Source organism: Rhizobium sp. FKL33 (assembly GCF_005222915.1).
In the GTDB taxonomy this organism is placed as follows: domain Bacteria; phylum Pseudomonadota; class Alphaproteobacteria; order Rhizobiales; family Rhizobiaceae; genus Rhizobium_E.
Genome location: NZ_STFX01000008.1, coordinates 102992 through 127099, shown reverse-complemented (window position 1 = coordinate 127099; position 24108 = coordinate 102992). Strand labels below are relative to the sequence as shown.

Annotated in this window: 18 protein-coding genes and 1 tRNA gene; 11 read left to right on the top strand and 8 right to left on the bottom strand. The window is 61.1% G+C overall.

What is annotated here, in order from left to right:
- Positions 1-151 precede the first annotated feature (151 nt).
- The 4 genes from E8Q41_RS06130 to E8Q41_RS06115 are packed head-to-tail and all read left to right on the top strand — an operon-like array spanning position 152 to position 5075.
- Positions 152-1219, top strand: a complete 1068-nt coding sequence (locus tag E8Q41_RS06130) for a DNA cytosine methyltransferase (RefSeq protein ID WP_137154635.1) — start codon at positions 152-154, stop codon at positions 1217-1219.
- 1 nt (position 1220) lies between these two features.
- Positions 1221-2294 (top strand): HD domain-containing protein, encoded by a 1074-nt coding sequence (locus tag E8Q41_RS06125; RefSeq protein WP_137154634.1) that lies wholly within the window; start codon positions 1221-1223, stop codon positions 2292-2294.
- Positions 2291-4150 carry a hypothetical protein gene (locus E8Q41_RS06120; protein WP_137154633.1) on the top strand — a complete coding sequence of 620 codons (1860 nt, stop codon included), beginning with the start codon at positions 2291-2293 and terminating at the stop codon, positions 4148-4150. Before E8Q41_RS06125 ends, E8Q41_RS06120 begins: the two co-directional genes overlap by 4 nt.
- Positions 4131-5075, top strand: coding sequence for a hypothetical protein (locus tag E8Q41_RS06115; protein ID WP_246660098.1), 945 nt, complete (start codon positions 4131-4133; stop codon positions 5073-5075). Before E8Q41_RS06120 ends, E8Q41_RS06115 begins: the two co-directional genes overlap by 20 nt.
- 9 nt (positions 5076-5084) lie before the next feature.
- Here E8Q41_RS06115 and thyX read toward each other — a convergent pair whose 3' ends face one another.
- On the bottom strand, positions 5085-6035 hold the full coding sequence (gene thyX / locus E8Q41_RS06110) for an FAD-dependent thymidylate synthase (RefSeq protein WP_137154631.1): 951 nt from the start codon (positions 6033-6035) through the stop codon (positions 5085-5087).
- A gap of 464 nt (positions 6036-6499) precedes the next feature.
- On the opposite strand from thyX, the gene E8Q41_RS06105 reads away from it, so the two are divergent.
- Positions 6500-7309 (top strand): DNA adenine methylase, encoded by an 810-nt coding sequence (locus E8Q41_RS06105; protein ID WP_137154630.1) that lies wholly within the window; start codon positions 6500-6502, stop codon positions 7307-7309.
- 160 nt (positions 7310-7469) lie between these two features.
- Here E8Q41_RS06105 and E8Q41_RS06100 read toward each other — a convergent pair.
- Positions 7470-7545, bottom strand: a tRNA-Ile gene (locus E8Q41_RS06100).
- A gap of 138 nt (positions 7546-7683) precedes the next feature.
- Here E8Q41_RS06100 and E8Q41_RS06095 point away from each other — a divergent pair.
- Positions 7684-8430 carry an SIMPL domain-containing protein gene (locus E8Q41_RS06095; RefSeq protein ID WP_137154629.1) on the top strand — a complete coding sequence of 249 codons (747 nt, stop codon included), beginning with the start codon at positions 7684-7686 and terminating at the stop codon, positions 8428-8430.
- 313 nt (positions 8431-8743) lie between these two features.
- Here E8Q41_RS06095 and E8Q41_RS06090 read toward each other — a convergent pair whose 3' ends face one another.
- Positions 8744-9133 (bottom strand): hypothetical protein, encoded by a 390-nt coding sequence (locus tag E8Q41_RS06090; protein WP_137154628.1) that lies wholly within the window; start codon positions 9131-9133, stop codon positions 8744-8746.
- Positions 9134-9526: 393 nt separating this feature from the next.
- On the opposite strand from E8Q41_RS06090, the gene E8Q41_RS06085 reads away from it, so the two are divergent.
- The 3 genes from E8Q41_RS06085 (at position 9527) to E8Q41_RS06075 (ending at position 14555) form a co-directional block, all read left to right on the top strand.
- The gene (locus tag E8Q41_RS06085) at positions 9527-11041 is read left to right on the top strand and encodes an acetyl-CoA hydrolase/transferase family protein (RefSeq protein WP_137154627.1); all 1515 of its coding nucleotides are present in this window, start codon (positions 9527-9529) and stop codon (positions 11039-11041) included.
- A gap of 217 nt (positions 11042-11258) precedes the next feature.
- Positions 11259-14141: a PAS domain-containing protein gene (locus E8Q41_RS06080; protein ID WP_137154626.1), complete on the top strand. Its 2883-nt coding sequence runs from the start codon at positions 11259-11261 to the stop codon at positions 14139-14141.
- Between the two features lie 174 nt (positions 14142-14315).
- Positions 14316-14555: a DUF2798 domain-containing protein gene (locus tag E8Q41_RS06075; protein ID WP_137154625.1), complete on the top strand. Its 240-nt coding sequence runs from the start codon at positions 14316-14318 to the stop codon at positions 14553-14555.
- 62 nt (positions 14556-14617) lie between these two features.
- Here E8Q41_RS06075 and rpoD read toward each other — a convergent pair whose 3' ends face one another.
- The gene (rpoD, locus tag E8Q41_RS06070; RefSeq protein WP_137154624.1) at positions 14618-16678 is read right to left on the bottom strand and encodes an RNA polymerase sigma factor RpoD; all 2061 of its coding nucleotides are present in this window, start codon (positions 16676-16678) and stop codon (positions 14618-14620) included.
- A 548-nt stretch (positions 16679-17226) separates the two neighbouring features.
- On the opposite strand from rpoD, the gene E8Q41_RS06065 reads away from it, so the two are divergent.
- Positions 17227-18048, top strand: coding sequence for a calcium-binding protein (locus E8Q41_RS06065; protein ID WP_170976379.1), 822 nt, complete (start codon positions 17227-17229; stop codon positions 18046-18048).
- Between the two features lie 142 nt (positions 18049-18190).
- Complete coding sequence (locus E8Q41_RS06060) at positions 18191-19486, top strand: MFS transporter (RefSeq protein ID WP_137154622.1); 1296 nt, start codon at positions 18191-18193, stop codon at positions 19484-19486.
- A gap of 22 nt (positions 19487-19508) precedes the next feature.
- Here the strand turns inward: E8Q41_RS06060 and E8Q41_RS06055 are convergent, their stop codons facing one another.
- Genes E8Q41_RS06055 through E8Q41_RS06040 form a run of 4 tightly spaced genes read right to left on the bottom strand, consistent with a single transcriptional unit; the run spans position 19509 to position 24017 of the window.
- Complete coding sequence (locus E8Q41_RS06055; RefSeq protein WP_137154621.1) at positions 19509-20603, bottom strand: chemotaxis response regulator protein-glutamate methylesterase; 1095 nt, start codon at positions 20601-20603, stop codon at positions 19509-19511.
- A gap of 2 nt (positions 20604-20605) precedes the next feature.
- Positions 20606-21460 carry a protein-glutamate O-methyltransferase CheR gene (locus tag E8Q41_RS06050; RefSeq protein WP_137154620.1) on the bottom strand — a complete coding sequence of 285 codons (855 nt, stop codon included), beginning with the start codon at positions 21458-21460 and terminating at the stop codon, positions 20606-20608.
- A 29-nt stretch (positions 21461-21489) separates the two neighbouring features.
- Positions 21490-21975 carry a chemotaxis protein CheW gene (locus E8Q41_RS06045; protein WP_137154642.1) on the bottom strand — a complete coding sequence of 162 codons (486 nt, stop codon included), beginning with the start codon at positions 21973-21975 and terminating at the stop codon, positions 21490-21492.
- Between the two features lie 2 nt (positions 21976-21977).
- Positions 21978-24017 carry a methyl-accepting chemotaxis protein gene (locus tag E8Q41_RS06040; protein WP_137154619.1) on the bottom strand — a complete coding sequence of 680 codons (2040 nt, stop codon included), beginning with the start codon at positions 24015-24017 and terminating at the stop codon, positions 21978-21980.
- Positions 24018-24108: the final 91 nt, after the last annotated feature.

Below are 24108 nucleotides of genomic sequence, written 5' to 3'. Positions count from 1 at the left end.
TCAAAAAAGCTCCCAAATCAATGGCAGCCTTGAATCATCATCAATCCCAAAGCGGAAGCCCGTTTATGAGTATACGGCCTAGAACTGGAATTGGGGAATTAACAGGAATTGGTTGTCGAAGCGGCCATCGATTGAAAACGTTTAGCTGGAAATGATTGGAATAGATTTATTCGCAGGCGGGGGCGGCATGACCATGGGCGCTAGGCTTTCGGGCGTCGATGTCCGGGCGGCAGTGGAGAGCCATCCTTCGGCGTGCCTGACATATGCGGCCAACCATCCCGAGGCGACCGTGTTCGGAACGGACATTGCGAAGGTGGCGACGATCGACGTTGGCCAGCGGCATCAACCCCTGGTACTGTTCGGCGGCCCACCGTGCCAGGGTTTTTCAACGTCCAATCAGCGTACCCGTCATGCCGACAATCCGAAGAACTGGCTCTTCCGTGAGTTCCTGCGCATGGTCGAGACGCTGAAGCCGGAATGGGTGGTATTCGAGAACGTTGCGGGGATACTGCAGACCGATGGCGGCCGCTTCGCAGAATCTTTCCGGGAGCAGCTCAAGGTGATGGGATACAGGATTGCGTTCGGCGTCCTGAATGCAGCAGATTTCGGATGTCCGCAGCGGCGTTCGCGCTACATCGTGATCGCGGCGCTGAATTCGGATCCCGAGCTTCCGACGCCAGGCCCGGACGTCGCGGTGCCCACGCTCTGGCAGGCGATTGGGGATCTTCCAGAGCTGCTCAACGGTGCCATGGTTAACGAGCTGGAGTACGGCGGCGAGCCGCTTTCCGAATATGCTCGACGCATGCGGTCGGACCTTGCGAAGTGTACGGGCCATCTTGTCAGCAGGAACGCGGATTCGATCGTGGCGCGCTATGCCCACATCCCGCAGGGAGGGAACTGGCGGGACGTTCCAGGAATGATGCGCGACCCCATCACCGACCGGCGACGCTACCATTCAGGCATCTACAAGAGGCTGGTGCAGGATGCGCCGTCCGTCGTGATTGGAAATTTTCGAAAGAACATGCTGATCCATCCCACTCAGGACCGAGGCCTCTCGGTCCGCGAAGCCGCTCGTCTTCAGAGCTTCCCCGACAACTATGTCTTCCATGGATCGATAGGATTCCAACAACAGCAGGTTGGCAATGCTGTCCCTCCTATCCTGGCGAAGGCCGTGTTCGACAAGGTGATCGCCATGTCCAGTCAGGCGGGAGGCAGATAACGTGTCCGTGCTGATATCGGTAGACTCCGCTCTGGAACAATGGTTGAAGAAATCTCTCAAGAAAAGCTCCGTCAAGCTTCCAAACCGCGGCAACAGATACTTTGAACATTACACCTCCATAAAGCAGCGTCTTGCAGAGAAGTACTATGCCGTGGCGGGAGCCGCCCTGGCGCAGAAAGGCGACCGGTATACGAGGCACGACATCGGGCACGTGGACGACGTCATCGAGACTGCAGGGCTGATGCTCGGCTTAGAATCGGACAGTGCTGCGCCAGCCATTAAACAGGTCTTAGCCTACGAGGGCTTTGTCCTGCTTGTCGCCATACTGCTGCACGACGCTGGGAATGCGATGAGCCGCGATGGCCATGAGAAGAAGGCCGCCGCAATATTGCGCGAGGTCGGCGAGGCGGCGGGATTGAGCGACATCGAGCGCAGGATAATCTCTTCCATCGCACAGGCGCATGGGGGGGAAATGGAAGACGGCAGCAGGGATACGATTACACGCCTTATGAGCGAACCCGTCCCAAACATCGGTGGCATCGAAGTTCACGCTTGGCGCCTTGCCGCCTTGCTCCGTCTCGCCGACGAATTGAGTGAAAACTACACGCGCGCCGACGACGTTGCGATTGCAGACGCCGCGACGCCGCCACTTTCCGTGCTCTCAAATCTTTACTGTCGCGCCATCAATAGAAGAATCGATTTCAAAGGCAAGTCGGTGCATCTCGCGTTCACTATCGATAAGCAGCTTCTTCCACAAACGTTCGTGATTCCGGCCAAAGGCGGCGGAACGCGCGAGATCATGTTTGTCGACTACATCGCCGAGCGACTGGAGAAATGCGAGCTCGAACGGCGCTACTGCAACCGCTTTCTGGCAGGCTTCGCAAGCTACGACCGCATTCGCGCGAAGCTCGTGATCATGGACGGCGATGTGGAGATCGACTCCATTGCAGTAGATCTCGAAGAGGTGGGATACCCGGGCACTTCGAGTAAGGTCAGGGAACTACAGCCTAGGTTTGATGCTTGCAAGCTGCGCGACCAGCATTGTGAGACACCGCATCAGGAGCCAATTTCGTGAGCACAAACCCGTTTGGCGTACAGAATCCTGAGCACGTGAACCCCGAATACATCGCTCGAAACTTCGTGGAGATGCAAACCGACTTTCCCCGTTTGAAGGAGCTCGGGAACACGTTCATTCACGGGGCTCGCGGTACGGGCAAAAGCATGCTGCTTCGCAGCCTCGAACCGCGGGTCATGATCCTACAGGCGAAGGCCAAGAAGCTGAAGGACCTTCCATTTGTCGCGGTGCACGTTCCCCTGCGGACCGCCGACTTCGGCGCCCCCGAGTTCAACAGGTTCAAGGGCTATGCCGTCAACGCCATCGGCGAGCATTTACTGGTGATGCACGTCGTCCTGAGGGTGGCGCAGCTTCTGGACAGCTTCAGCAGTGAGATCTCGCAGGCATCGGCGACCCGTTTTCGGGAAAGATTCGAAGAGCTCTTCAACATCGCCGGAGGATCCACGGCCAAGGACGCGGCCATTGAACCTACACAGGGGGGATCGCCATTTCGGCGTATCGCCGAGACATGCGAGACAGACATCTTCAGGGTGCGTCAGTTCCTCGTGAGGCAGCCATTTCGCAACGCGGACCCGGACTATGTCGGTGCTCTCGCGGGATTTCTCGATTTTCTTGTTCCTCTCGCCCGCGAGATAAAGCGCCTCGACAACGTCCCGTGCGTTCCATTGTTCGTTATGCTGGACGATGCCGACAACCTTCCAATACCCTTACAGCGGGTCCTTAACTCCTGGGTATCGACCAGAAGCACCCGCGACATATGCCTCAAGGTCACCACGCAGCTTGCCTATGCCACGATGCGCACCCTCGATAACCGCATCATCGAGAGCCCGCATGACTACGCTGAGGTGAATTTGACCGCAGTCTATACTGCATCCTCCGACACCTACAGCCGACGTCTGTACGAGATCGTGACCAAGCGCTTGGAGAACTCGGGCATCTCTTCGTCCGTCGATCAGTTCTTTCCGCTGGACACGGCGCAAGAGGAACGGCTGCATGCCATCGCAGCCGAGATCATCGCCGAGCATGTCGCGATGAACTCATCGTCCGAGGTTCAGGTAGGATCGGCCCGCAGTCGCGACGAAGCAAGGCGCTACACTATCCCAAGATTCATGAGGGAGATCGCCGGATCCTCGAAATCAGCCCACACTTACAGCTATAGCGGATTCCGATCTCTGGTCGACCTTTCGTCTGGCGTCGTGCGCTGGTTTCTGGAGCCTGCGAGCCGCATGTACGACAGAGTGGTAAGCGAGGGATTGGGTGACTCCGGAATGGTGAGCGAGATTCCGGTCAGTATTCAGGACGCTGTTATTAAGGACTGGTCCGCTGAGTTCCTTGAGCTGTTGACGCGCCAGACAACGGAAATCTCCGACACACAGACCGATCTGAGTGAAGGGATCGAAAGCCTTCATGCCGACGGCCACGAAACCGTGCTCTACGAACAGCTCCGCAACCTGATAGAGGGACTGGGACGCTTGTTCCGAGGCAAGCTTCTCGACCCGAAAGCGAGCGAGCAGCGTGTGTTCTCAGTCGTGCTGAGGGACCGACCGAAGCCCGAACTGGAGCGCGTGCTGAACCTCGGCGTCCGGCTGGGTTATTTGCAAAGATCCGATTACGCCGCTAAGGAAGCACTAGGCGGCCGGCGGCCGCGCTACATCCTGGCAAGACGTCTCGGGCCGCACTACAAGCTCGACATATCGGGATACGCCGCCCACCTCTCGATCATGTCAAGGGATCTCGAGGTAGCTATGCGAAATCCCGGGGAATTCGTGAAGGCCCGTCTCAAGCAGGACGGATCGGCCGAAAGCCAGTTTTCGCTGAATCTTGATGGAGACAGGGTTGAGCATTCCGATAACTGACCTTCCCGCCCGGCTCTGGACTAAACCCAGGCCCATCGTCGCGCGACTGAGTTTCGAGGAACGGTCGGCTGTGGTAGCGTGCACTGCACCGCCCGCCATGGTCCGGAGAGGCATTCTCTTCGCGTCCGAAGGCCGGAGCGAACTCGCGGATGCGAGGGTAAGAGAGGTCAGGAACCTGCATTCCGATCTCCGGGTTGTCGAGATTCGGACCAGCGACCCGCTCGGAACTGCGGAACGGATCAACGAAGCGGTAAACTCGATCAGCTTGGTCGATACCGTGATCGACATCACCGCGTTTCGCCGCGAGGAGCTTCTGATGCTTCTGGAGGTGCTTCGCGGCATCGACAGCTCTAAACGCCGGAACTGCGAACTGGTGTATGTGAGCGCGGGCGATATGGCCGATCCGCTTTCCGGAAAAGTGACGCAATGCAGATCGGTCGTCGGATACGCCGGCGAAATGTGGCCATCACGCCCGACGAGGCTCGTGGTCCTCATGGGCTTCGAGATTCCACGCGCACGCGCCATCATCGAGGCATACGAACCGAAGTATCTGGTGCTGGGGAGGGGCCTGCGGTCGGAATCGATCAATGAGACCCTCTCCGGCAAAAACGATGTCTTCTTCAAAGAACTTGCGTCCAACTACGCGAACATCGAGTCGACATTCGAGTTTTCGGCCCGCGATCCGCTGAAGGTGGTAAAGGAGCTGGAGAGCTCGATATCGAACTCCGAGAGATCGAACGTCGTTCTCGCGCCCCTGCACACGAAGCTTTCAACTATCGGCGTCGGCCTCTATGCTCAAAGACATCGTAACGTTCAGGTCTGCTATGCCGAGGTCGGCGCATACAACGAGGAGACCTATTCGACCGTCGGAACCTCCGCCTACGTTTTCCCCCTGACGCAGCTCTTTACACAGCGGAACTCGTGATCGGCACCTTTACGGTGCCTTCAGCGATGTTAGGGCGAGGGCGGCATTGAGCTCCTGCCATTCTCGCGCACTCAGTCCGCTGTTCTCCTGACTAACGGCTTCTCCAGCTATCATCCGACGAACCGCCTTCACGGCCGTTCCGGACAACTGCACCGCTTCCATCCGGTATTCCTTAAACGCCGAATGAGCGATCGGAACCCAGGCCGCCATAATCTCCAGCATGATTTCGGCGTAGGCCCGAATCTCGTACTGTGCGTGCGAGTCGGCTCTCAGCCGCAGGAAGTTCATCAGGTTGTGCAGATCGGTCTTCCAATACCATTGGGTATAGAAGTTGAGCGAGAGATTCATGCGGGCCAGTTCACGTGCAAGACCGGACCGGTCTTCGCGATGATCGGGACCTGCGGGTTCGTTCAGCATCGTCGAGTAGTCGTCGTATGCCTGCTCGGCGTCGCGGCGCAGAAGTGACAGGACTTCGGCTGCTTCGTCTCCCTCCAACACCGCTCCGCGTCCTTGACGGTTCGACGTCGATTGCGCGGCAAGATGTTCTGGCTGGGGAATGTAGAATTCTTTGTCGAGTACGGAATATCTAGCTGAATATTCGTTCACGCTCGCCGTGCGGTGGCGGATCCATTGCCTCGCGACGAATATCGGTAGCTTCACATGGAACTTGATCTCCGCCATCTCGAATGGAGTCGTGTGATGGTGGCGTAGAAGATACCGGATGAGTCCGCTGTCTTCCTGGATCCGTTTCGTGCCTCGGCCATAGGACACCCGCGCCGCCTGCACGATCGCGCTGTCGTCGCCCATGTAGTCGACCACTCTGATGATACCGTGGTCCAGAACGGAGAACGACTTATGGAGGATCTCTTCGAGGCCGGGCGACACCGGCCGCAGAGTGCTGGAATGGGTCGACCTTAGATACTCGATTTCTGCAGTTTGCTCGCTCGTCAATCCAGCCAACGATGTACCTCCAGTTTCGCACGTGACATGTATCGCGTATAGACCGGTGTCGTTTAAATATCCATGCCCAGGGCGGCTCTTCTCTCCGCTCGTCTGAAACCTGCCAGTCCCCTTCCGGCCCCAAATCGGTCAATGGGCAAAATGAGATTACATTCGCTGTAGCGGCTAAACAACCGGGACTGGGGGAATGGTGGCGGCCGGCGCTTTGAGAGGTGTGAACTGCTGAGGCGCTGTCAATTGTCAGCTAGGTGTTGCCTACCCCTGCAGCTATTCGTGAAGCCGCCCCCAAGCTTAGCGCAAAAGCCCTCCATGAAAAGGCACTGAGCGGGTGGCCTCGGGCCATAAATGCCCGAAACTGCGGCTCGTAGATTGGCGTCCAGATCCGCAAGACAGCGATTGGGTTCAACTGTCACACCCGCGCCCTGCAGGGCGGCTCGTTGTGACTGAGTCTTTGGGCCTTGAAAATGGATTTCGAAAACGATTCTAAGACCGTCGCAAATGCCTTACCGCCGGCCGCCTGGATGGGGGGGAAGCGCAGTCTGGCTTCCATAATCTGCAAGATAATCGCGGAGACCCAGCACACCCTTTATGCGGAGCCCTTCGTAGGGATGGGGGGCGTGTTCTTCAGGCGCAAATTTGCCCCGAAGGGCGAAGTCATTAATGATCGCAACGGCGAGATCACCAACCTCTTCCGCATTCTGCAGCGGCACTATCCGCAGTTCATGGATACGCTGAAATTCCAGATCACCAGTCGCAGGGAATTCGAACGGCTGAAGGCTTGTGACCCCCAAACGCTCACAGACTTAGAACGCGCAGCTCGGTTTCTCTATCTCCAGCGTCTGGCCTTCGGCGGTCGACCGACAAACCCTTCTTTCGGTGTCTCTTACGATCGTAGCGCTCGGTTCAATTTGACCAAGCTTGCATCGCAGTTGGAAGACATTCATGAGCGCCTTGCCGGCGTGACAATAGAGAACTTGGATTGGTTAGATTTCGTCGATCGCTACGATCGGCCCGGAACGCTCTTCTACCTCGATCCACCATACTGGGGGTGCGAGGACGATTATGGGAAGCTGATCTTCGAGCGCGGTCAGTTCGCGGCAATCGCTGAGCGCCTTGGCAGGATCAAGGGTCGCTTCATTTTATCCATCAACGATGTGCCTGAAATCCGGGAAGTGTTTGGTCGCTTCGAAATGAATGCAGTCGACCTGCTCTATACGGTTAAGGGCGGTAAGGGAGCGCCAGCGAGGGAGTTGATTGTCACGGCTGCAAAATGACTTTTGAATCGACGCTTTCAAAGGCACTTTAAAGGGCCTTTAAATCGAGTTTTGGCGGGAGCAGAAAAATGCAAAATTCCAAAGTCTCGTGACAAAATTCCAAAAAGTGGTGTCAAGCTACAACGAAAAACCCTTTGAAATTAAAGCAATAAGAAGGTGATGGTGGGCCCGGAGGGACTCGAACCCCCAACCAAGCGGTTATGAGCCGCCGGCTCTAACCATTGAGCTACAGGCCCGTGCCGGGTAGTCTCGGCGGTGCAATGGTTTTGCCTTTATGCTGCGTCTAACCGAAATTTCGAAGCGGGGCAAGCGGCGTCGCATTCGTTGCACAATCGGGGCGCAATGAGGTTGGGTTTCGTAAATTCGGAGGAAACATGCCGCGTCTTTCCATGAAAATTCTGAGCTTCGCCGCTTTCGGCGCGCTTGCCGCAGCGCCCGTTCTGCCGGCAGTCGCCGTTGCGCAAGAGGCGTTTGACGACAGGCCGCTGATTTCGGTCACCGGTGAGGCCACCGCAGCGCTCGCGCCCGACATGGCGCTCGTCAATCTCGCAGTCGTCAGAAATGAGGCAACGGCCAGGGCCGCGCTTGATGGCGCCAACAAGGCAATGACGGATGTTTTGGCTGCGATGAAGCAGGCGGGCGTGGCGGACAAGGATCTGCAAACCTCCGGCTTCTTCATCCAGGCGCAATACGACTATTCCAGCGACAATGACGGCAAGCCGCCGAAGCTGCTGGGCTATCAGGTCGGCAATACGCTGACAGTCCGGCTCCGCGATCTTTCCAAGCTTGGCGGGTTGCTGGACACGGCCGTTACGCTCGGCGTCAATCAGGGCGGCGATATCCGCTTCCTCAACGACAAACCCGACGCGGCGATCGACAAGGCCCGCGCCGAGGCGGTCCGCGACGCGCTGGCCAAGGCCAAGACCCTGGCGGATGCGGCCGGCGTCGTGCTCGGCGACGTGCTGGAGATCGCCGACAACGCCGCCGTCGCCGAGCCGGTTCCGATGGCGCGCATGTCTATGGCGGGCAAGGAGAGTTCCGACGCCGTGCCGCTGGCGACTGGCGAAAACAGCTATCGTGCGAGCGTGTCGGTAAAGATCGCCATCAAGCCGAAGCCGTAAGATCCGGCCAGGATGGCCGTCTTGAGCCTGCCCGGGCGACACGGGATCGCCTCTGGGTTAGACGACCCATATAGTTGAAACGCCGGAGCCTTTCCGATGAACAGATGTTCGCCGGAAAGGCTTTCGCCTTCGCCTGCCCCGCATCCGAACTGCATCACGTTCGCGCGGACGCAGGCGTTTTGGCGTTTTCTCCGCGCAGCACGAAAACAAAAGCCCTCCGCGGCATAAGCCGGGGAGGGCGTCAAGGAGACCTTCGCGCGATGGCAGGGTTAGAACGTAAAGACCAGCCTATCCGTTGATGGTCATGATGCGGTCAGAGACGCGGGCAGCCGCGCACATTGGCGAAAACCATCTTGGCCCAGACGCCGCGCGTCTTGCCGGTGACGGTCACGCGATTGGGGCCGACCTGCGAGACATAGACGCGGTTGAGACCGTTGTTGTACGCCTTCTGAAGCGCGAGGTTCTGCGAGCAGCGTCCCACGCCGGGACGGACCACCACCACCGGGGCGGGGCGAACCACGATCGGGGCGGGACGCACCACCACAACGGGGGCCGGACGGATGACGACGGGCGGACGGTAATGGCGCGGGCCTCCGATATGGACATCGACATCGACGCCGCCGGCATTGGCCTGACCTGCGGCGCCGAGGGCGCCGAGCGCGAGAGTGACGGCAAACGCTGCCTTGGTGATGAAGCTGGTCATGGTTGCTCTCCTTGGACCTTGGCTCGGATCCTGTGATCTTTCCGAGCGTTGAGATGACCTTATCTCCGGTTCGCTGAACGGTTTCGGAATTGGCCATTCAGCTATCATTCAGGATGATGAAGAAGAGGTTTACAGTCTGTTGATCATGTTGGATTGCGTGTTTTTTACCATCTTCACCGGCGGCGTGCGGCCCGCATGCTGCGGCTTCAATCGCCGATCAACGCCAATGGCAAGGTCACAGCGACAAACGTTGCGTCTCTCTGTCGGCGGGCTTGACGCATATCAAGGAAATGCCCCCAGGAATAAGTCTTTCGTCACATAGTCATGCGCCAGATGCGGATCTACTGATCAGCCCTTGCAGTAGGCGCATATATTAGCGACGAAGGAAACATGATGACCTCCTCCCGAATTGCCGAGGCCCGGTTCAAGGCCAAAATCACCAGCGCGGAGCAGGCGGCGTCGATGATCGCGCCGGGCGCCACCATCGGCATGAGCGGCTTCACCGGCTCGGGCTATCCCAAGGCCGTGCCGATGGCGCTCGCCGAACGGATGACGTCGGCGCATGAGGCGGGCGAGCCTTTCCAGGTGCGGGTGCTGACGGGGGCTTCGACCGGGCCTGAGCTCGACGGCGCACTGGCCCGGGCAGACGGCATCGAATTTCGCGCGCCTTACAATTCCGATCCGATCGCCCGCGACAAGATCAATCGCGGCGAGATCGACTATTTCGACATGCATCTCAGCCAGGTGGCGCCGATGGTGTGGGAAGGCTTTCTCGGCAAGCTCGATGTCGCGGTGGTGGAAGTCTCGGGCGTGCGCTCCGATGGAACGCTGGTTCCGTCCTCCTCGGTCGGCAACAACAAGACCTGGCTCGACCGCGCCGAAAAGGTGATCCTCGAGGTCAACAGCTGGCAGAGCGAGGCGCTCGACGGCATGCACGATATCTATTACGGCACGGCGCTGCCGCCCTCGCGGGTGCCGATCCCGCTCATCAGGCCCGATGACCGCATCGGCGAGACGGGTTTCCGCGTCGATCCCGACAAGGTCGTCGCCGTGATCGAGACCGAGACGCCCGACCGCAATCTGCCTTTCTCGGCGCCGGATCAGACGGCGCAAGCCATTGCCGGCCATCTCATCGAGTTTCTCAGGCATGAGGTGAGTCAAGGCCGGCTGCCGGCGTCGCTGCTGCCGCTGCAATCCGGCGTCGGCAATATCGCCAATGCGGTCCTCTCGGGGCTGCTGACGGCGCCGTTCGAGAATATGACGGCCTTCACCGAAGTCATCCAGGACGGCATGCTGGACCTGATCGATGCGGGCAAACTGCGCATGGCCTCGGCGACCGCCTTTTCGCTGAGTCCGGAGGCCGCCGAGCGGCTGAACGCCGATATGGGCCGCTATCGCGACCGGATGATTCTGCGCCCGCAGGAGATTTCCAACCATCCCGAACTGGTGCGGCGCCTTGGCTGCATCGCCATGAACGGGCTGATCGAGGCGGATATCTATGGCAATGTCAATTCCACCTGCGTGATGGGATCGCGCATCCAGAACGGCATCGGCGGCTCCGGCGATTTCGCCCGCAACGCCTATCTCTCTGTATTCATGACGCCATCGACCGCCAAGGGCGGCAAGATCTCGGCCATCGTGCCGCAGGTTCCGCATGTCGATCACATCTCCCAGGACGTTCAGGTGCTGGTGACGGAGCAGGGGCTCGCCGACCTGCGCGGCCTGTCGCCCAAGCAGAAGGCGCGGACGATTATCGCCAAATGCGCCCATCCGGACTTCCGTCCAGCGCTCGAGGACTATTTCTCCCGTGCGCTGTCCGGATCCTACGGCCTTCACGCGCCGTCGCTGCTCGGCGAAGCGCTGAGCTGGCACCAGCGTTTCGTGGAGACGGGACGCATGGCCGGCTAGGCGGAGACCTCAACCGTCGCATTGAGAGCCGGCAGCATCGAACTGTATGGATTGGCAAAACATTCCGCATGCGCGTTGACACGGCGCATGCGGAGTGTTTCAGCTTTGGACAAGGAGACATCGCGCGTAGCGGCAGCCTCAGGGAGGGCGAAGCGGCAACGCGCTTGCTCGCCGTCTTCTAATTTCGCGTCCTTCGCTTCATCTGGGTTCCGGCGTTATGAACTTCATCGAGACTTTGGACGTGGCCGATCTGGCCCAGCTGTTTAACAGGGCGCCCAATCCCTATGTGATCCTCGATCGCGATTTCCGCATCCGCGCCATGAACGACGCCTATCTCGCCGTGACCATGCGCAGCCGGGAGAGCATACTCGGCCTGAACATGTTCGACGCCTTTCCGAGCGATCCCGATTCCGCCTCGCATCGCCTGTTGCGGGCTTCGCTGGAAAAGGTGGTCCGCACCGGCGAAGAGGATGCGATCCCGCTCATTCCCTATCCGATCGCCCGGCCCGACGGCACATTCGAGGATCGCTACTGGAGCGCCACGCACCGGCCGATCAAATCACCCACGGGAGAGCTTCGCTTCATTCTGCAGCACACGGTCGACGTCACCGAACTGCATCGGCTGCGGCGGGAAGCGGCGCGCGACTGGAAGGTCGAGACCGACCTGTTGAGCCGCGCCGACCGGGTGGCGCATCAGAATCTGGCGCTTGCCGAGGAGCGGCAATATCTCCGCAGCCTGTTCGAACAGGCGCCGAGCTTCATGGCGGTGCTGCTGGGGCCTGACCACGTCTTCGACATGGCCAACGCCGCCTATCTCGATGTGGTCGGACGCGGCGATATCATCGGCAAAAGCGTGCTCGAGGCGCTGCCGGAGGTGGAGGAGCAAGGCTTCATCGCGCTTCTGGACAAGGTCTTTGCGACCGGCGAGCCTTTCGTCGCCCATGGCGCGCGGCTGGTGGTCGGCGGAGAGGGGCGCAAGCGCCGCGAGGCCTATCTCGATTTCGTCTATCAGCCGATCAAGGACAATAACGGCGAAACCGTCGGCATCTTCGTTCAAGGCCATGACATCACCGAGCAGAAGCTCGCTCAGGATGCGGCGCTGGAAAGCGAGGCGCGGTTCCGCTCGCTGGCCCAATCCATTCCCAACCATGCCTGGACCACCGATCGCGATGGCCGGCTGGAATGGTGCAACGAGCGAGTGCTCGAATATTCCGGCTTGCAGCTCAATGAGATGATCGGGCGGCCGATCGGCGCGACCGTGCACCCCGACGATCAGCAGCGGGCGCAAGCGGCCTGGGCGGCGGCGCGCGCGGCGGGTGAGCCGTTCCAGGCGGAACTGAGACTGCGGCGCAGCGACGGCGCCTATCGCTGGCATATCGCCCGTGCCATTCCCAACAAGGATGACTATGGCGTTGTCTTGCGCTGGGTCGGGTCCAACACCGATATCGAGGACCAGAAGACCACCGAGGCGCAGCTCGAATATCTCGCCGAGACGCTGGAGCAGCGCGTCAACGACCGCACGGCCGAGCTTGAGAAAACCGAGGCTGCGCTGCGCCAGAGCCAGAAGATGGAGGCGGTCGGCAATCTCGCCGGCGGCATCGCCCATGATTTCAACAATCTGCTCCAGGTCATCACCGGCAGTCTGCAGCTGCTGGGCCGGCATGCCCGGCTCGACGAGAAGGGTGGGCGCTACGTGGCCAATGCGCTCGCCGCCACCGAGCGCGGCGCGCAGCTCGCCGCGCAGCTTCTGGCCTTCGGCCGCCGCCAGCCGCTCGCTCCCAAAGTGGTCAATCTTGGCCGCATGGTGCGCGACATGGACGGGCTCATCCGCCGCAGCATCGGCGAGGGCGTCGAAGTCGACACGGTCGTGGCGGCGGGGCTTTGGAACACCATCGTCGATCCGACCAATGTCGAGACGGCGCTGCTCAATCTCGCGATCAACGCGCGCGACGCGATGGACGGCCATGGCAAACTGACGATCGAAATGGGCAACGCCGTGCTCGACGCGCTCTACGCCCAGGGCGCGGAAATCTCGCCGGGCGAATATGTGATGCTGGCCATCACCGACACGGGCTCCGGCATCCCGTCCGACATTCTCGACAAGGTGTTCGAGCCGTTCTTTTCCACCAAGCCCGAGGGCAAGGGCACCGGGCTCGGCCTGTCCATGGTCTACGGCTTCGTGCGGCAATCCAAGGGTCATATCCGCATCTATAGCGAAGTCGGGGTCGGCACGACGATCCGCATCTACCTGCCGCGCAGCGACGCCCGCGAAGAGATTGCGGCCCAGTCGCCGGCGCCGCTCAAGGGCGGCGAAGAAACCATTCTGCTGGTCGAGGACGACGATGCGGTGCGCGAGACCGCCGTCGCCATCCTCCGCGATCTCGGCTACAGCGTGCTGACGGCGCGGGATGCGGCGAGCGGGCTTGCGGTGGTCGAGAGCGGCGCTGCGATCGATCTCCTGTTCACCGACGTGGTCATGCCCGGACCGATGAAGAGCACCGAGCTCGCCCGCCGCGCGCAGGCCATGCTGCCGGGACTCGCGGTGCTGTTCACCTCCGGCTATACGCAGAATTCCATCGTTCACGACGGCAAGCTCGACAGCGGCATCGAATTCATTTCCAAGCCCTATGGACGCGAGCAGATCGCCCGCAAAGTGCGGCAGGTGCTGGATGCGTCGCGCGAACCGCAGCGGCTGGCCTCGCTGCGGCCGCTTGAGACGCCCGCGCCGGCGCCGGCGCAGAATGTGTGGCCCAGGCGGGCGCTTCTCGTCGATGATGAAGCGCTGATCCGCATGACCACGGTGGACATGCTGGAAGATCTCGGTCTCGGCGTGGCCGAGGCCGGCACGGTCGCCCAGGCGGAAGCGGCCTTCGACGCGACGATCGACCTGCTCGTCGTCGACCTGCATCTGCCCGACGGCCATGGCCTCGACCTCGCGCGCAAACTGCGGGCGCAGAAACCCGATCTTCACGTGGTCATCGCCACCGGCGAAACTCCGAAATCGGTGAACCACCAGCTCGACGGGGCAGTGGTGATCGGCAAGCCCTACGACCAGGGAATGCTCGAGGCGGCGATCCGCGATCTGATCGGGGAGGGGTGAGCGCCCTCGCAACCCGGCTCTGGACACGGATCGAGAGAAACGCTAGGAAAACGACGCTCGCCGCTCGGCGGGCCGTAAGCGTCTGACGTCAGGCTACGCGTATCAACCCGGATCGTCCCTCTGGCGCTCTCGATACGCTCGCGCGCCGACGATCCCCATCTTGAAAGTCTGATCATGAAGATTGCGCGTCTGCCCGCCCGGTATGCGGGCCTTCTCCTGCCCTTCGTTCTGTCTTTGCTGATGACCTTCGTGGTCTCCGGCGTCTCCACCATCAAGGTCATCGGCTTGAGCCCCGACATCCTGGGCCACTGGATGTCCGCCTGGGGCGTCTCCTGGCTCATCGCCTTTCCCACGCTGCTCGTCGCCATGCCCACGGCGCGGCGAATCGTGCGGGCGGTGACGGAATCCGCCTGAAACGAAGAGGCCCGACTGGATCGCTCCGGCCGGGCCTGAAGATTTCGGGACTTCGACAGAATTTAGCTGTCCAGGAAGCTTCTCAACTTCCGGCTCCGGCTCGGATGCTTCAGCTTCCTGAGCGCCTTGGCTTCGATCTGGCGGATGCGTTCGCGGGTGACCGAGAACTGCTGGCCGACTTCTTCGAGCGTGTGGTCGGTGTTCATGCCGATGCCGAAGCGCATGCGCAGCACGCGCTCTTCGCGCGGCGTGAGCGAGGCGAGCACGCGGGTGGTGGTTTCGCGCAGGTTGGCCTGAATGGCGGCGTCGATCGGCAGAAGCGCGTTCTTGTCTTCGATGAAGTCGCCGAGATGGCTGTCTTCTTCATCGCCGACAGGCGTTTCGAGCGAGATCGGCTCCTTGGCGATCTTCAGGACCTTGCGGACCTTTTCGAGCGGCATGGCCAGCTTTTCGGCCAGTTCTTCCGGCGTCGGCTCGCGGCCGATTTCATGCAGCATCTGGCGCGAGGTGCGGACGATCTTGTTGATCGTCTCGATCATATGCACCGGAATGCGGATGGTGCGGGCCTGGTCGGCGATCGAGCGGGTGATCGCCTGACGGATCCACCAGGTCGCATAGGTCGAGAACTTGTAGCCGCGACGGTATTCGAACTTGTCGACCGCCTTCATCAGGCCGATATTGCCTTCCTGGATCAGGTCGAGGAACTGCAGGCCGCGGTTCGTATATTTCTTGGCGATCGAGATCACGAGACGGAGATTGGCTTCCACCATCTCCTTCTTGGCGATGCGCGCTTCGCGCTCGCCCTTCTGCACCATCTGCACGATGCGGCGGAATTCGGTGATCGAGATGCCGGTTTCCGAGGCGAGGTTCTGGATTTCCTGGCGGAGGTCCTTGATCGTCTGGTTTTCCGAGCGGGAAAATTCCTTCCAGCCGCGGGCGGAGAGATTGCCGATCGACTTCATCCAGTTCGGATCGAGTTCGGCGCCCATATACTGGTTGAGGAATTCGTCGCGGCTGACGCCGAAGCTTTCGGCCAGACGCAAAAGCTTGCCTTCGTTCTGCACCAGGCGCTTGTTGATCTCATAGAGCTGCTCGACGAGGCTGTCGATGCGGTTCTGGTTGAGCGACAGCGACTTGACGGCCGTGATCAGTTCGTCCTTGAGCTCCTTGTAGCGGCGCTCCTGGGCGGGCGACAGCGTGGCGGAGGCGGCGAGGCGGGCTTCCACCTGCTGGTCCTGCAGCTTGCGCAGCTTCTTGTAGGTCTCGGCGATCTGGTCCAGCGTCTCCATGACCTGCGGACGCAGTTCGGCTTCCATGGCGGCGAGCGAGAGGTTGGACTCGTCTTCGTCCTCTTCCTCTTCTTCGAACACCATGGCTTCGCCGACATCGGTGATGTCGTCGTCATCGCCGGTCGGCGGGCCGGAGCGCGCCTTGCGGTTCTTTTCCTTCTCTTCGGCCGCCTTGCGGTCGGCCTCGATCTTTTCCGGGCTCTGGAACTGCGGAGCCGCCTTGGCCTCCGGGCCGGAATAGGTGGTTTCGAGATCGATGATCTCGCGCAGCAGGGTGGTGCCTTCGTTGAGCTCGTCGCGCCAGATGATCAGCGCCTGGAAGGTGAGGGGGCTTTCGCACAGCCCCTGGATCATCGTTTCGCGGCCGGCCTCGATGCGCTTGGCGATGGCGATTTCGCCTTCGCGCGACAGAAGCTCCACCGAACCCATTTCGCGGAGATACATGCGGACGGGGTCGTCGGTCCTGTCGGTCGGTTCGCGCTTCTTGGCGGTGGCGACGGCGGTGCCGGCGGTCGGGGCGATCTCGCCGCCTTCGGACTCGCCGTCGGAGTCGGCTTCGCTGTCGTCTTCCTGCGCCTGCTCCTCGATGTCCTCGTCCTCGACGACGTTGATGCCCATGTCGGACAGCATCGCCATCGTGTCCTCGATCTGCTCGGAGGTCACTTCCTCGGAGGGCAACACGGCGTTCAGCTCGTCCATGGTGACATAGCCGCGCTTCTTGGCGGCCTTGATCATCTTCTTGACGGCGTCATCGGAAAGGTCGAGAAGAGGGCCATCCGGCGCGGCGTCGCGTTCGGTTTCCGCTTCTTCGTTTTCTTTGACCTTGGTTGCCATAGTCTATTGCTCTCTCTGACGCATTAAGCCTTAAACTTCGCGCTGCCGCAAAATGTTCGACCGCATTGCGGGCCGCAACGCGAATCAGCAGCTACGAGCTAACAGCATCACGGTTTAACGGGCGATTAACCGCGTCGAGATCCGCCTTTGATTTCCAGCGGTTGGCTCTGTTCGCGATCGTTTTCCCGTTAGGCCGCGTCCTGCTCGGTGTCTTGTTCATGATGTCTGCCTGAGACGGTGATTCCCGCTATTTTGTGTCACGTCAAGCATTTCGGCGCAAAAATCGTTCAACGGCGTGAATCTCACGGACTTGAGCACAGGGCGGGACACCCTTTGGCGCTGTCGTGTGTATTTAGGGCACAGACGCGAAGTTTCAAGGCCGGACGGCGAGGAGCTTGCTCGAGGCTTGCCGCGCAAGCTTCGTTCCCGCCCGGCGAGGGGGCCTTTGTTGCCGCCAGGGGCCATTGCCGCTTAGGTGGATCGCAATGGCGGCGCGGTTCGCGCAGGCGAGGCGCCGCGACGGGACGAGTGCTGAAGGAACTGTGACAATGGCCAAGCAGGTTGGAACTGGCGACGATGATACGCTGACCGGCGGTTCGCAAGCCGACTACATTATCGGCGGGGCGGGCGGCGACCGGCTCTATGGCGGCGGCGGAGCCGATCGTCTCGATGGCGGTTCGGACGCGGATTTTGTTTTCGGCCAAGGGGGCGACGATCGCCTCTGGGGCGGCAGCGACAACGACTATCTCAACGGGGGATCCGGCGCCGATCGCCTTTGGGGCGAGGACGACGATGATATCCTCTATGGCGAAGACGGGGTCGACACGCTGATCGGCGGCGACGGCGACGACGTGCTGGGCGGAGGCTCCGGTTCCGATACGCTGAAGGGCGGCGCCGGCAACGACACCTATTTCAACCAGACCGGCGCCGATATCATCTCGGACAATTCGGGCTCCGACGAATTTCACATCCAGGGGTCTCGCTCGCGTCCGGAGATCACCGACAAGAACGGCTCCGACACTTATATCGTCGAAAGCCCCGAAAGCCGCGCCTGGATTTTCGACACGGCCGGCGGCAGCGACGAAATCGAGTTTCATGCCGATGCCGGCTCGTCCGACAGCACTCTGGCCGAATTGGACGAACTCGAATTCCTGCGCGACGGTTCGGACCTTCTGGTGCGCGTCGACGGCAATCGGCAGTACACGACCTTATCCTATTTCTTCGAAGGCGCGAAATATCGCATAGAAACTATGATCGTGGGCACCGGCAAGCAGGACAGCGACGGCGACTATGTGACCAAGGAATATGATCTCGGCGATCTCGCCAAGCAGGAACTCGGTCATTGGACCGCCGGCGACGACCTCTGGTGAGCTCCGGTCGAGCCATCCATTCACAGGGCTGAAAGCTGCTATCAAAACATTTGAGCGAAGTCCGGATTGTGCCGGTTCCGGCGCGGGTCTATCTCGATGCGCTCACGAATGCGCTGGCCCTCGGGCCTGACTGGAGGCACTCATGGCGTCACGCGCCCTCGCATCCTGGCTACAGGCCCGAAACATCCACTATGGCTGGGCGGTGGCCGGGGCTACGTTTCTCACAATGCTGTCGACCGCGGGGGCCATGGGGTCTGCCGGCGTGCTGATAGGGCCGCTTGAGACCGAGTTCGGCTGGACCAATGCCGAGATTTCGTCGGCCATGGCCGTTCGGCTCGCACTGTTCGGCCTGTTCGGCCCCTTCGCGGCCGCCTTCATGAACCAGTTCGGCATCCGCAAGGTGGTCACGACGGCGCTGTTGATGATTTCGTCGGGGCTGGTCGGCTCGTTCTTTATGACGCAGCTCTGGCAGTTGCTGCTGCTGTGGGGCGTGGTGATCGGCGTGGGCACCGGCATGACGGCGTTGGTTCTCGGCGCCACCGTCGCCACGCGCTGGTTCTCCGCCCGCCGGGGCGTGGTGGTGGCGATGATGACCGTCTCCACGGCCACCGGGCAGCTCGTGTTCCTGCCGCTTCTCGCCTATCTCACCGAGCAGATCGGTTGGCGACCGGCTCTGACGGTGGTGGTGGCCGCGTTGCTCGCCGCCCTGCTGCTCGTTCTCGCCATCGTGCGCGACTACCCGGCCGATGTCGGTCTCGCGCCTTACGGCGACGACAAGATCGTGGCGCCGCCCGTCAACAACCGGCGTCTGCCGGAGCTGCTGGCGCTGCCGCTGAAGACACTGTGGGAGGTTCGCGCCAATCCGGTGTTCCTGGTGCTGTTCTTCACCTTCTTCGTCTGCGGGCTGAGCACGAACGGCCTCATCCAGACGCATTGGATCTCGATCTGCGGCGATTTCATGATGCCGGCGGTCACCGCCGCCAGCCTGCTCGCGATGATCGGCATCTTCGACTTCGGCGGCACGCTGTTGTCCGGCTGGCTGTCGGATCGTTTCGACAACAGATGGCTGTTGTTCTGGTTCTACGGGTTGCGCGGTTTGTCGCTGATCTATCTGTCGGTGTCCGGATTCGACATCTATTCGCTGACCTTGTTTGCCGCCTTCTACGGCCTCGACTGGGTCGCCACCGTGCCGCCGACCGTGCGGCTCTCGGCGGAGAATTTCGGCCGCGAAAAATCCAACATCGTGTTCGGATGGATCTTCGCCGGCCATCAGCTCGGCGCCGCCACCGCGGCGTTGGGCGCGGGCACGCTGAGGACGGACTACGAATCTTATATGCCGGCGCTGCAGATCGCCGGCGGCATGTGCCTCGTCGCCGCCATGAGTGTATTCCTCATCGCCCGGCCGGGCGGAGAGCGCCTGACGCCCAAGCCGGCCTGATGCGGATATGGGAAGGCGCGGTTCAGAACCGCGCCTGCGCCGCCATGATTTCCCGGGCGATGTTTTCGAGCGGAGAGATGCGGTCGACGCCGCCCCGGGCGATGGCTTCCTTGGGCATACCGAACACCACCGAGGTCGCCTCGTCCTGCGCCACCGTGAAGGCGCCGGCGTTGTGCATCTCCTCCATGCCGCGCGCGCCGTCGTCGCCCATGCCGGTCATGATCACGCCCATGGCGTTGGCGCCGGCGTTACGGGCGGCGGAGCGGAACAGCACGTCCACCGATGGACGGTGACGCGACACCAGCGGCCCGTTGCGCACCGACACGTGGTAGCGCGCGCCGCGCCGCTCCAGCATGGTGTGCAGCCCGCCCGGCGCGATCAGCACATGGCCGCGCAGCACCGGGTCGCCGTCGGCGGCTTCCTTGACCTCGACTTCGCAGAGCGAATTCAGCCGGCTCGCGAAGGCGGCGGTGAACTTCTCCGGCATATGCTGCACGATCACCATGCCGGGCGCATTGGCCGGAAGTTTTTCCAGCATTTCCCTGAGCGCCTCTGTACCGCCGGTGGAGGCTCCAACGCAGACCACCATTTCGGTCGTCTTGGCCATCGCCTTGCCGGTGGGGGGAGGGAGCACCGCGTCCGCCGTCAGTTTTTCCTGAGGATTGAGGGATGCCGGGGCCGAGGTGGCCCGGAAGCGGCGGTGATTGTCGACGCGGGCTCTGGCCGCGCCCTTGACCACCGCGCGGATATGATCGGCCGTTTCGGCCAGATGATCGGCGACGCCGATCTTCGGCTTCAGGATCACGTCGACAGCGCCGGCCTCCATGGCCTGAAGCAATGTTTCAGACCCGGCTTCGGTCAACGAGGAACACATCACCACCGGCAGCGGATGCTGACTCATCAATTTGCGAAGGAAGGTGATGCCATCCATCTGCGGCATTTCCACATCGAGCGTGATGACGTCGGGTACGTCTTCCCGCAGGCGCCGGGCGGCGACGAACGGATCCTGCGCCGCGCCCATCACTTCGAAATCGGGATCTTCCTCGAAGATGCTGGTCAACGTCTGACGGACGCTGGCGGAATCGTCGATGATAAGGACGCGCACCTTCTTCTTCATGTTCAGACCTTCTGGAAAACAGTGTTTGCAACGGTCTTCAGCGGCAAATCGAAGCCGCTGATGGTCTCGGAATGGCCTATGAACAAAAATCCGCCCGGCTCGAGGCAGTCGCAAAGCCGGGTGAGAACCCTTTCCTGGGTGGGCTTGTCGAAATAGATCATTACATTGCGGCAGAAGATCATGTGCATGGGATCGCCGACCGGATAGGCGTCGTCCATCAGATTGAGACGGGCAAAGCCGACCTTGGAACGCAGTTTCGGCGTAATGCGCACGTCGCGGCGCTCGCGTGCGACCGCCGTCATCACATAGCGCCGGCGCATTTCCGCCGGCACTGGATCGATCATTTCCTGGGGATAGATGCCGCGCCGCGCCGTCTGCAGCACTTCCGTCGACAGATCGGTGGCGAGGATATTCCAGGCGATGTCGTGCCGGTCGCCAAAGAAGTCGTCGAGCACCATGGCGATCGTATAGGGTTCGGCCCCGGTCGAGCAGGCGGAACTCCACACCCGCAGACGTCTTCCGCCCGACCTCAGAAAGGCGGGGAGGGCCTTCTGGGTCATGAAGTGGAAGTGGTTGGGCTCCCGGAAGAAATCGGTCTTGTTGGTCGTGACCGCGTCGATCAGGAAGATCGCTTCCTTCTCCATTCCACCCTGGCTGAAGAGAAAATTACAATATTGTTCAAAGTTGGCGTGGCCTGTGGCGCGCAGCCGGCGTCGCAGGCGTCCCTCCAGCATGGTCTGCTTGCTCGGCGGCATCTTGATGCCGCTGTAGTTATAAATATAGGCGGCCAGCCGTTCGAAATTACGTTTGCTGATGCCGTCTTCCGACGGCGCCGCAACGCGTTGGGCGGTCTGCATTCCGGTTACTCCACGCATACAATCTGACGTCAGGCGGCGACATTCCGCTGGGTGAGGAAGGCTGTGTCGTCAGACGACAAAAGCCGAGCCAGATCGATGATGACCACGAAACCCGTCTCCTTGCGGACCACGCCGGCGATGTAGTCGGAATTCCAGCGAATTCCGATGTCCGGCGCCTGCTCGATCTGTGCGGAGCGGAAGGGCGTGACCTCATGGACGCGGTCGGCGACGAGCCCGAGCGTCAGCATGCGGTCGTTGAGCGGCACATCGAGCACCAGCACGCGGGTATGCGCGGTCGGCACCGTCCGGCTAAGGCCGAGCTTGAGTCTGAGATCGATCGTGGGGACCGCCTGGCCGCGCACATTGCGCAGCCCGAGCAGATAGTCGGGACCATTCGGGATCTTGAAGGCGTCCTCATGATCCAGAATTTCCCGGACGACCTCGACGGGGACAGCGAAGGCTTCCTCGCCGAGGCTGAAAGTCACAAATTGAGCTTCGCTTTGCTGTGTGGTCATGGTCATGCGCTCTCCTTGAAATCATCATCAAAATTGTCGGCCCCTCCATGGCTCAAATCCAAGGCGAAGCCGCGCGCGCGTCCCTGCTGGGCCTTTACGCTGTTGTCGGGACGGCGCGTCTGCGTGGCGGAGCCCGCTTTGCCTCCGCGTTGCCTGTCGTTCGTCTCGACTCTGTCGTCCCGGGTATTCGCCTGTTCGACCTGGAAGAAGGCGATCGAGTTCTGCAATTCCTCCGACTGGGCGGCGAGCTCTTCCGATGTCGCGGCCATTTCCTCGGCTGCAGATGAATTCTGCTGCGTCACCTGGTCGAGTTGCTGGATCGCCTGGTTGATCTGCGAGGCGCCGATGTCCTGCTCGCGGCAGGCCGCGGAGATTTCCGCCACGAGTTCGGCGGTCTTGCGGATATCGGGAACCAGGCGCGAGAGCATGTCGCCGGCTTCCTGCGCGGCCTTGACCGTGTCCGAGGACATGTCGGAAATCTCGGCGGCGGCGGACTGGCTGCGTTCGGCGAGCTTGCGCACTTCGGAAGCGACGACCGCGAAACCCTTGCCGTGTTCACCGGCGCGGGCGGCTTCGACCGCTGCGTTGAGCGCCAGCAGGTCGGTCTGACGGGCGATTTCCTGGACGATGCCGATCTTCTGGGCGATCGTCTGCATGGCGGCCACGGCGCGATTGACGGCGTCGCCGGAGTTTTCCGCGTCCTTGGCCGACTGGCGGGCGATCTTCTCGGTCTGGGCTGCGTTGTCGGCGTTCTGCTTGATGTTGGCGGCCATCTGCTCCATCGAAGCGGAGGCCTCTTCAGCGGCGGCGGCCTGTTCGGTCGCCCCCTGGGAAACCTGTTCGGAGGATGCTGACAGCTGCTGGCTGCCAGAGGATACGTTGAGCGAAGCAGAAAGAGAGTCGGAAACCACGCCGCGCAGACGCGACACCATGGCCTCGAGCGCAAGGCCGAGCACGTCGCGATCCGATTGCGGCTTTGGCTTCACCGTCAGGTCGCCATTGGCGATCTGATCGGCGATCCTGGCTGTCTGGCGCAGATTGCGAACCATGCTGCGCATGGCGATGCCGAGCGTGTCTGCATCCGACAGTGGTTTGACGTCGACCGAGAGGTCGCCCTGGCCAATCAGGGTGGCGACGCTTGAGGTCTGGGATAGATTGCCGACCATGTTTTTCATCGCGAAGCCGAGCGTGTCCTTGTCGGACAACGGTTTGGGCTCGACGGACAAATCTCCGGCAGCGATGCGGTCGGCGATCGTCGCCGTGGCGCGGAGATTTCCGGTCATGATGTTGATCGTGTCAACCAGATCCTTGATCTCGTCATTCGTAGCGACTTCCACGGTGTTGTTCAGGTCCCCGATCGCCACGGCGTCGGCGGCGTGCTTGACCCGGGCGAGGCCGCGGCTGACGCCGAGGGCTATCCAGACTGCGATGCCGACCGACAGGAGGACGCCTGCCGCCACCGCCGCGATCAGAGCTATTTTGGATTCGGCGTAGAGCTCATTGGCGCCCGTTTCGGTGCCCTTGAGATCGGTTGCAATATGCTCGTCGAGCTTTTCCAGCACCGCGAGGACTTTTCTGGTCGCCTCATATCCTTCTTCCATGGACAAGGTTTCGGCGCGTGTCTTGCTCTCGGTGGTGTTCATTGTCGCCAGAGTGAGGATCTGGTCCTGCTTCGCCACCCAGTTCGGCAACACGTCGCGGAAATCGGCGACCGCTTCGCGGATCATCGGGTTGCTTTCGGCGTCCAGCGTGCGGAGGATTTTTTCGATATCGTCGCGGTTCTGGTTGATGCCTGCGACATATTCCCTGATCTTTTCAGGCTTGGCGGTCAAGATGGCGTTCTTTTCGTCACGGATCGACGCGTAGACGTCCTCTTTCAGATGTGAGGACATTCTCAGATTGGTCGCCGGTCCCTCGACAATGTCGACCACAGATGAGTTGAGCGATGAGAGATTGAAGATCGCCACCGTCGCCATCGCGCAGCTGAGCAGGATCGTTAATGTAAAGGCCAGAGCCAGTTTTGCCTTGATCGTGAATCGCATGTTTTTACTCCACCCGTTTTCCCTGTTGCCATTTTGCCGGTTTTTCCTTGTTGGAAATTTCCGGTCCTGCATTCCGGGCGGGTCGGCCGCG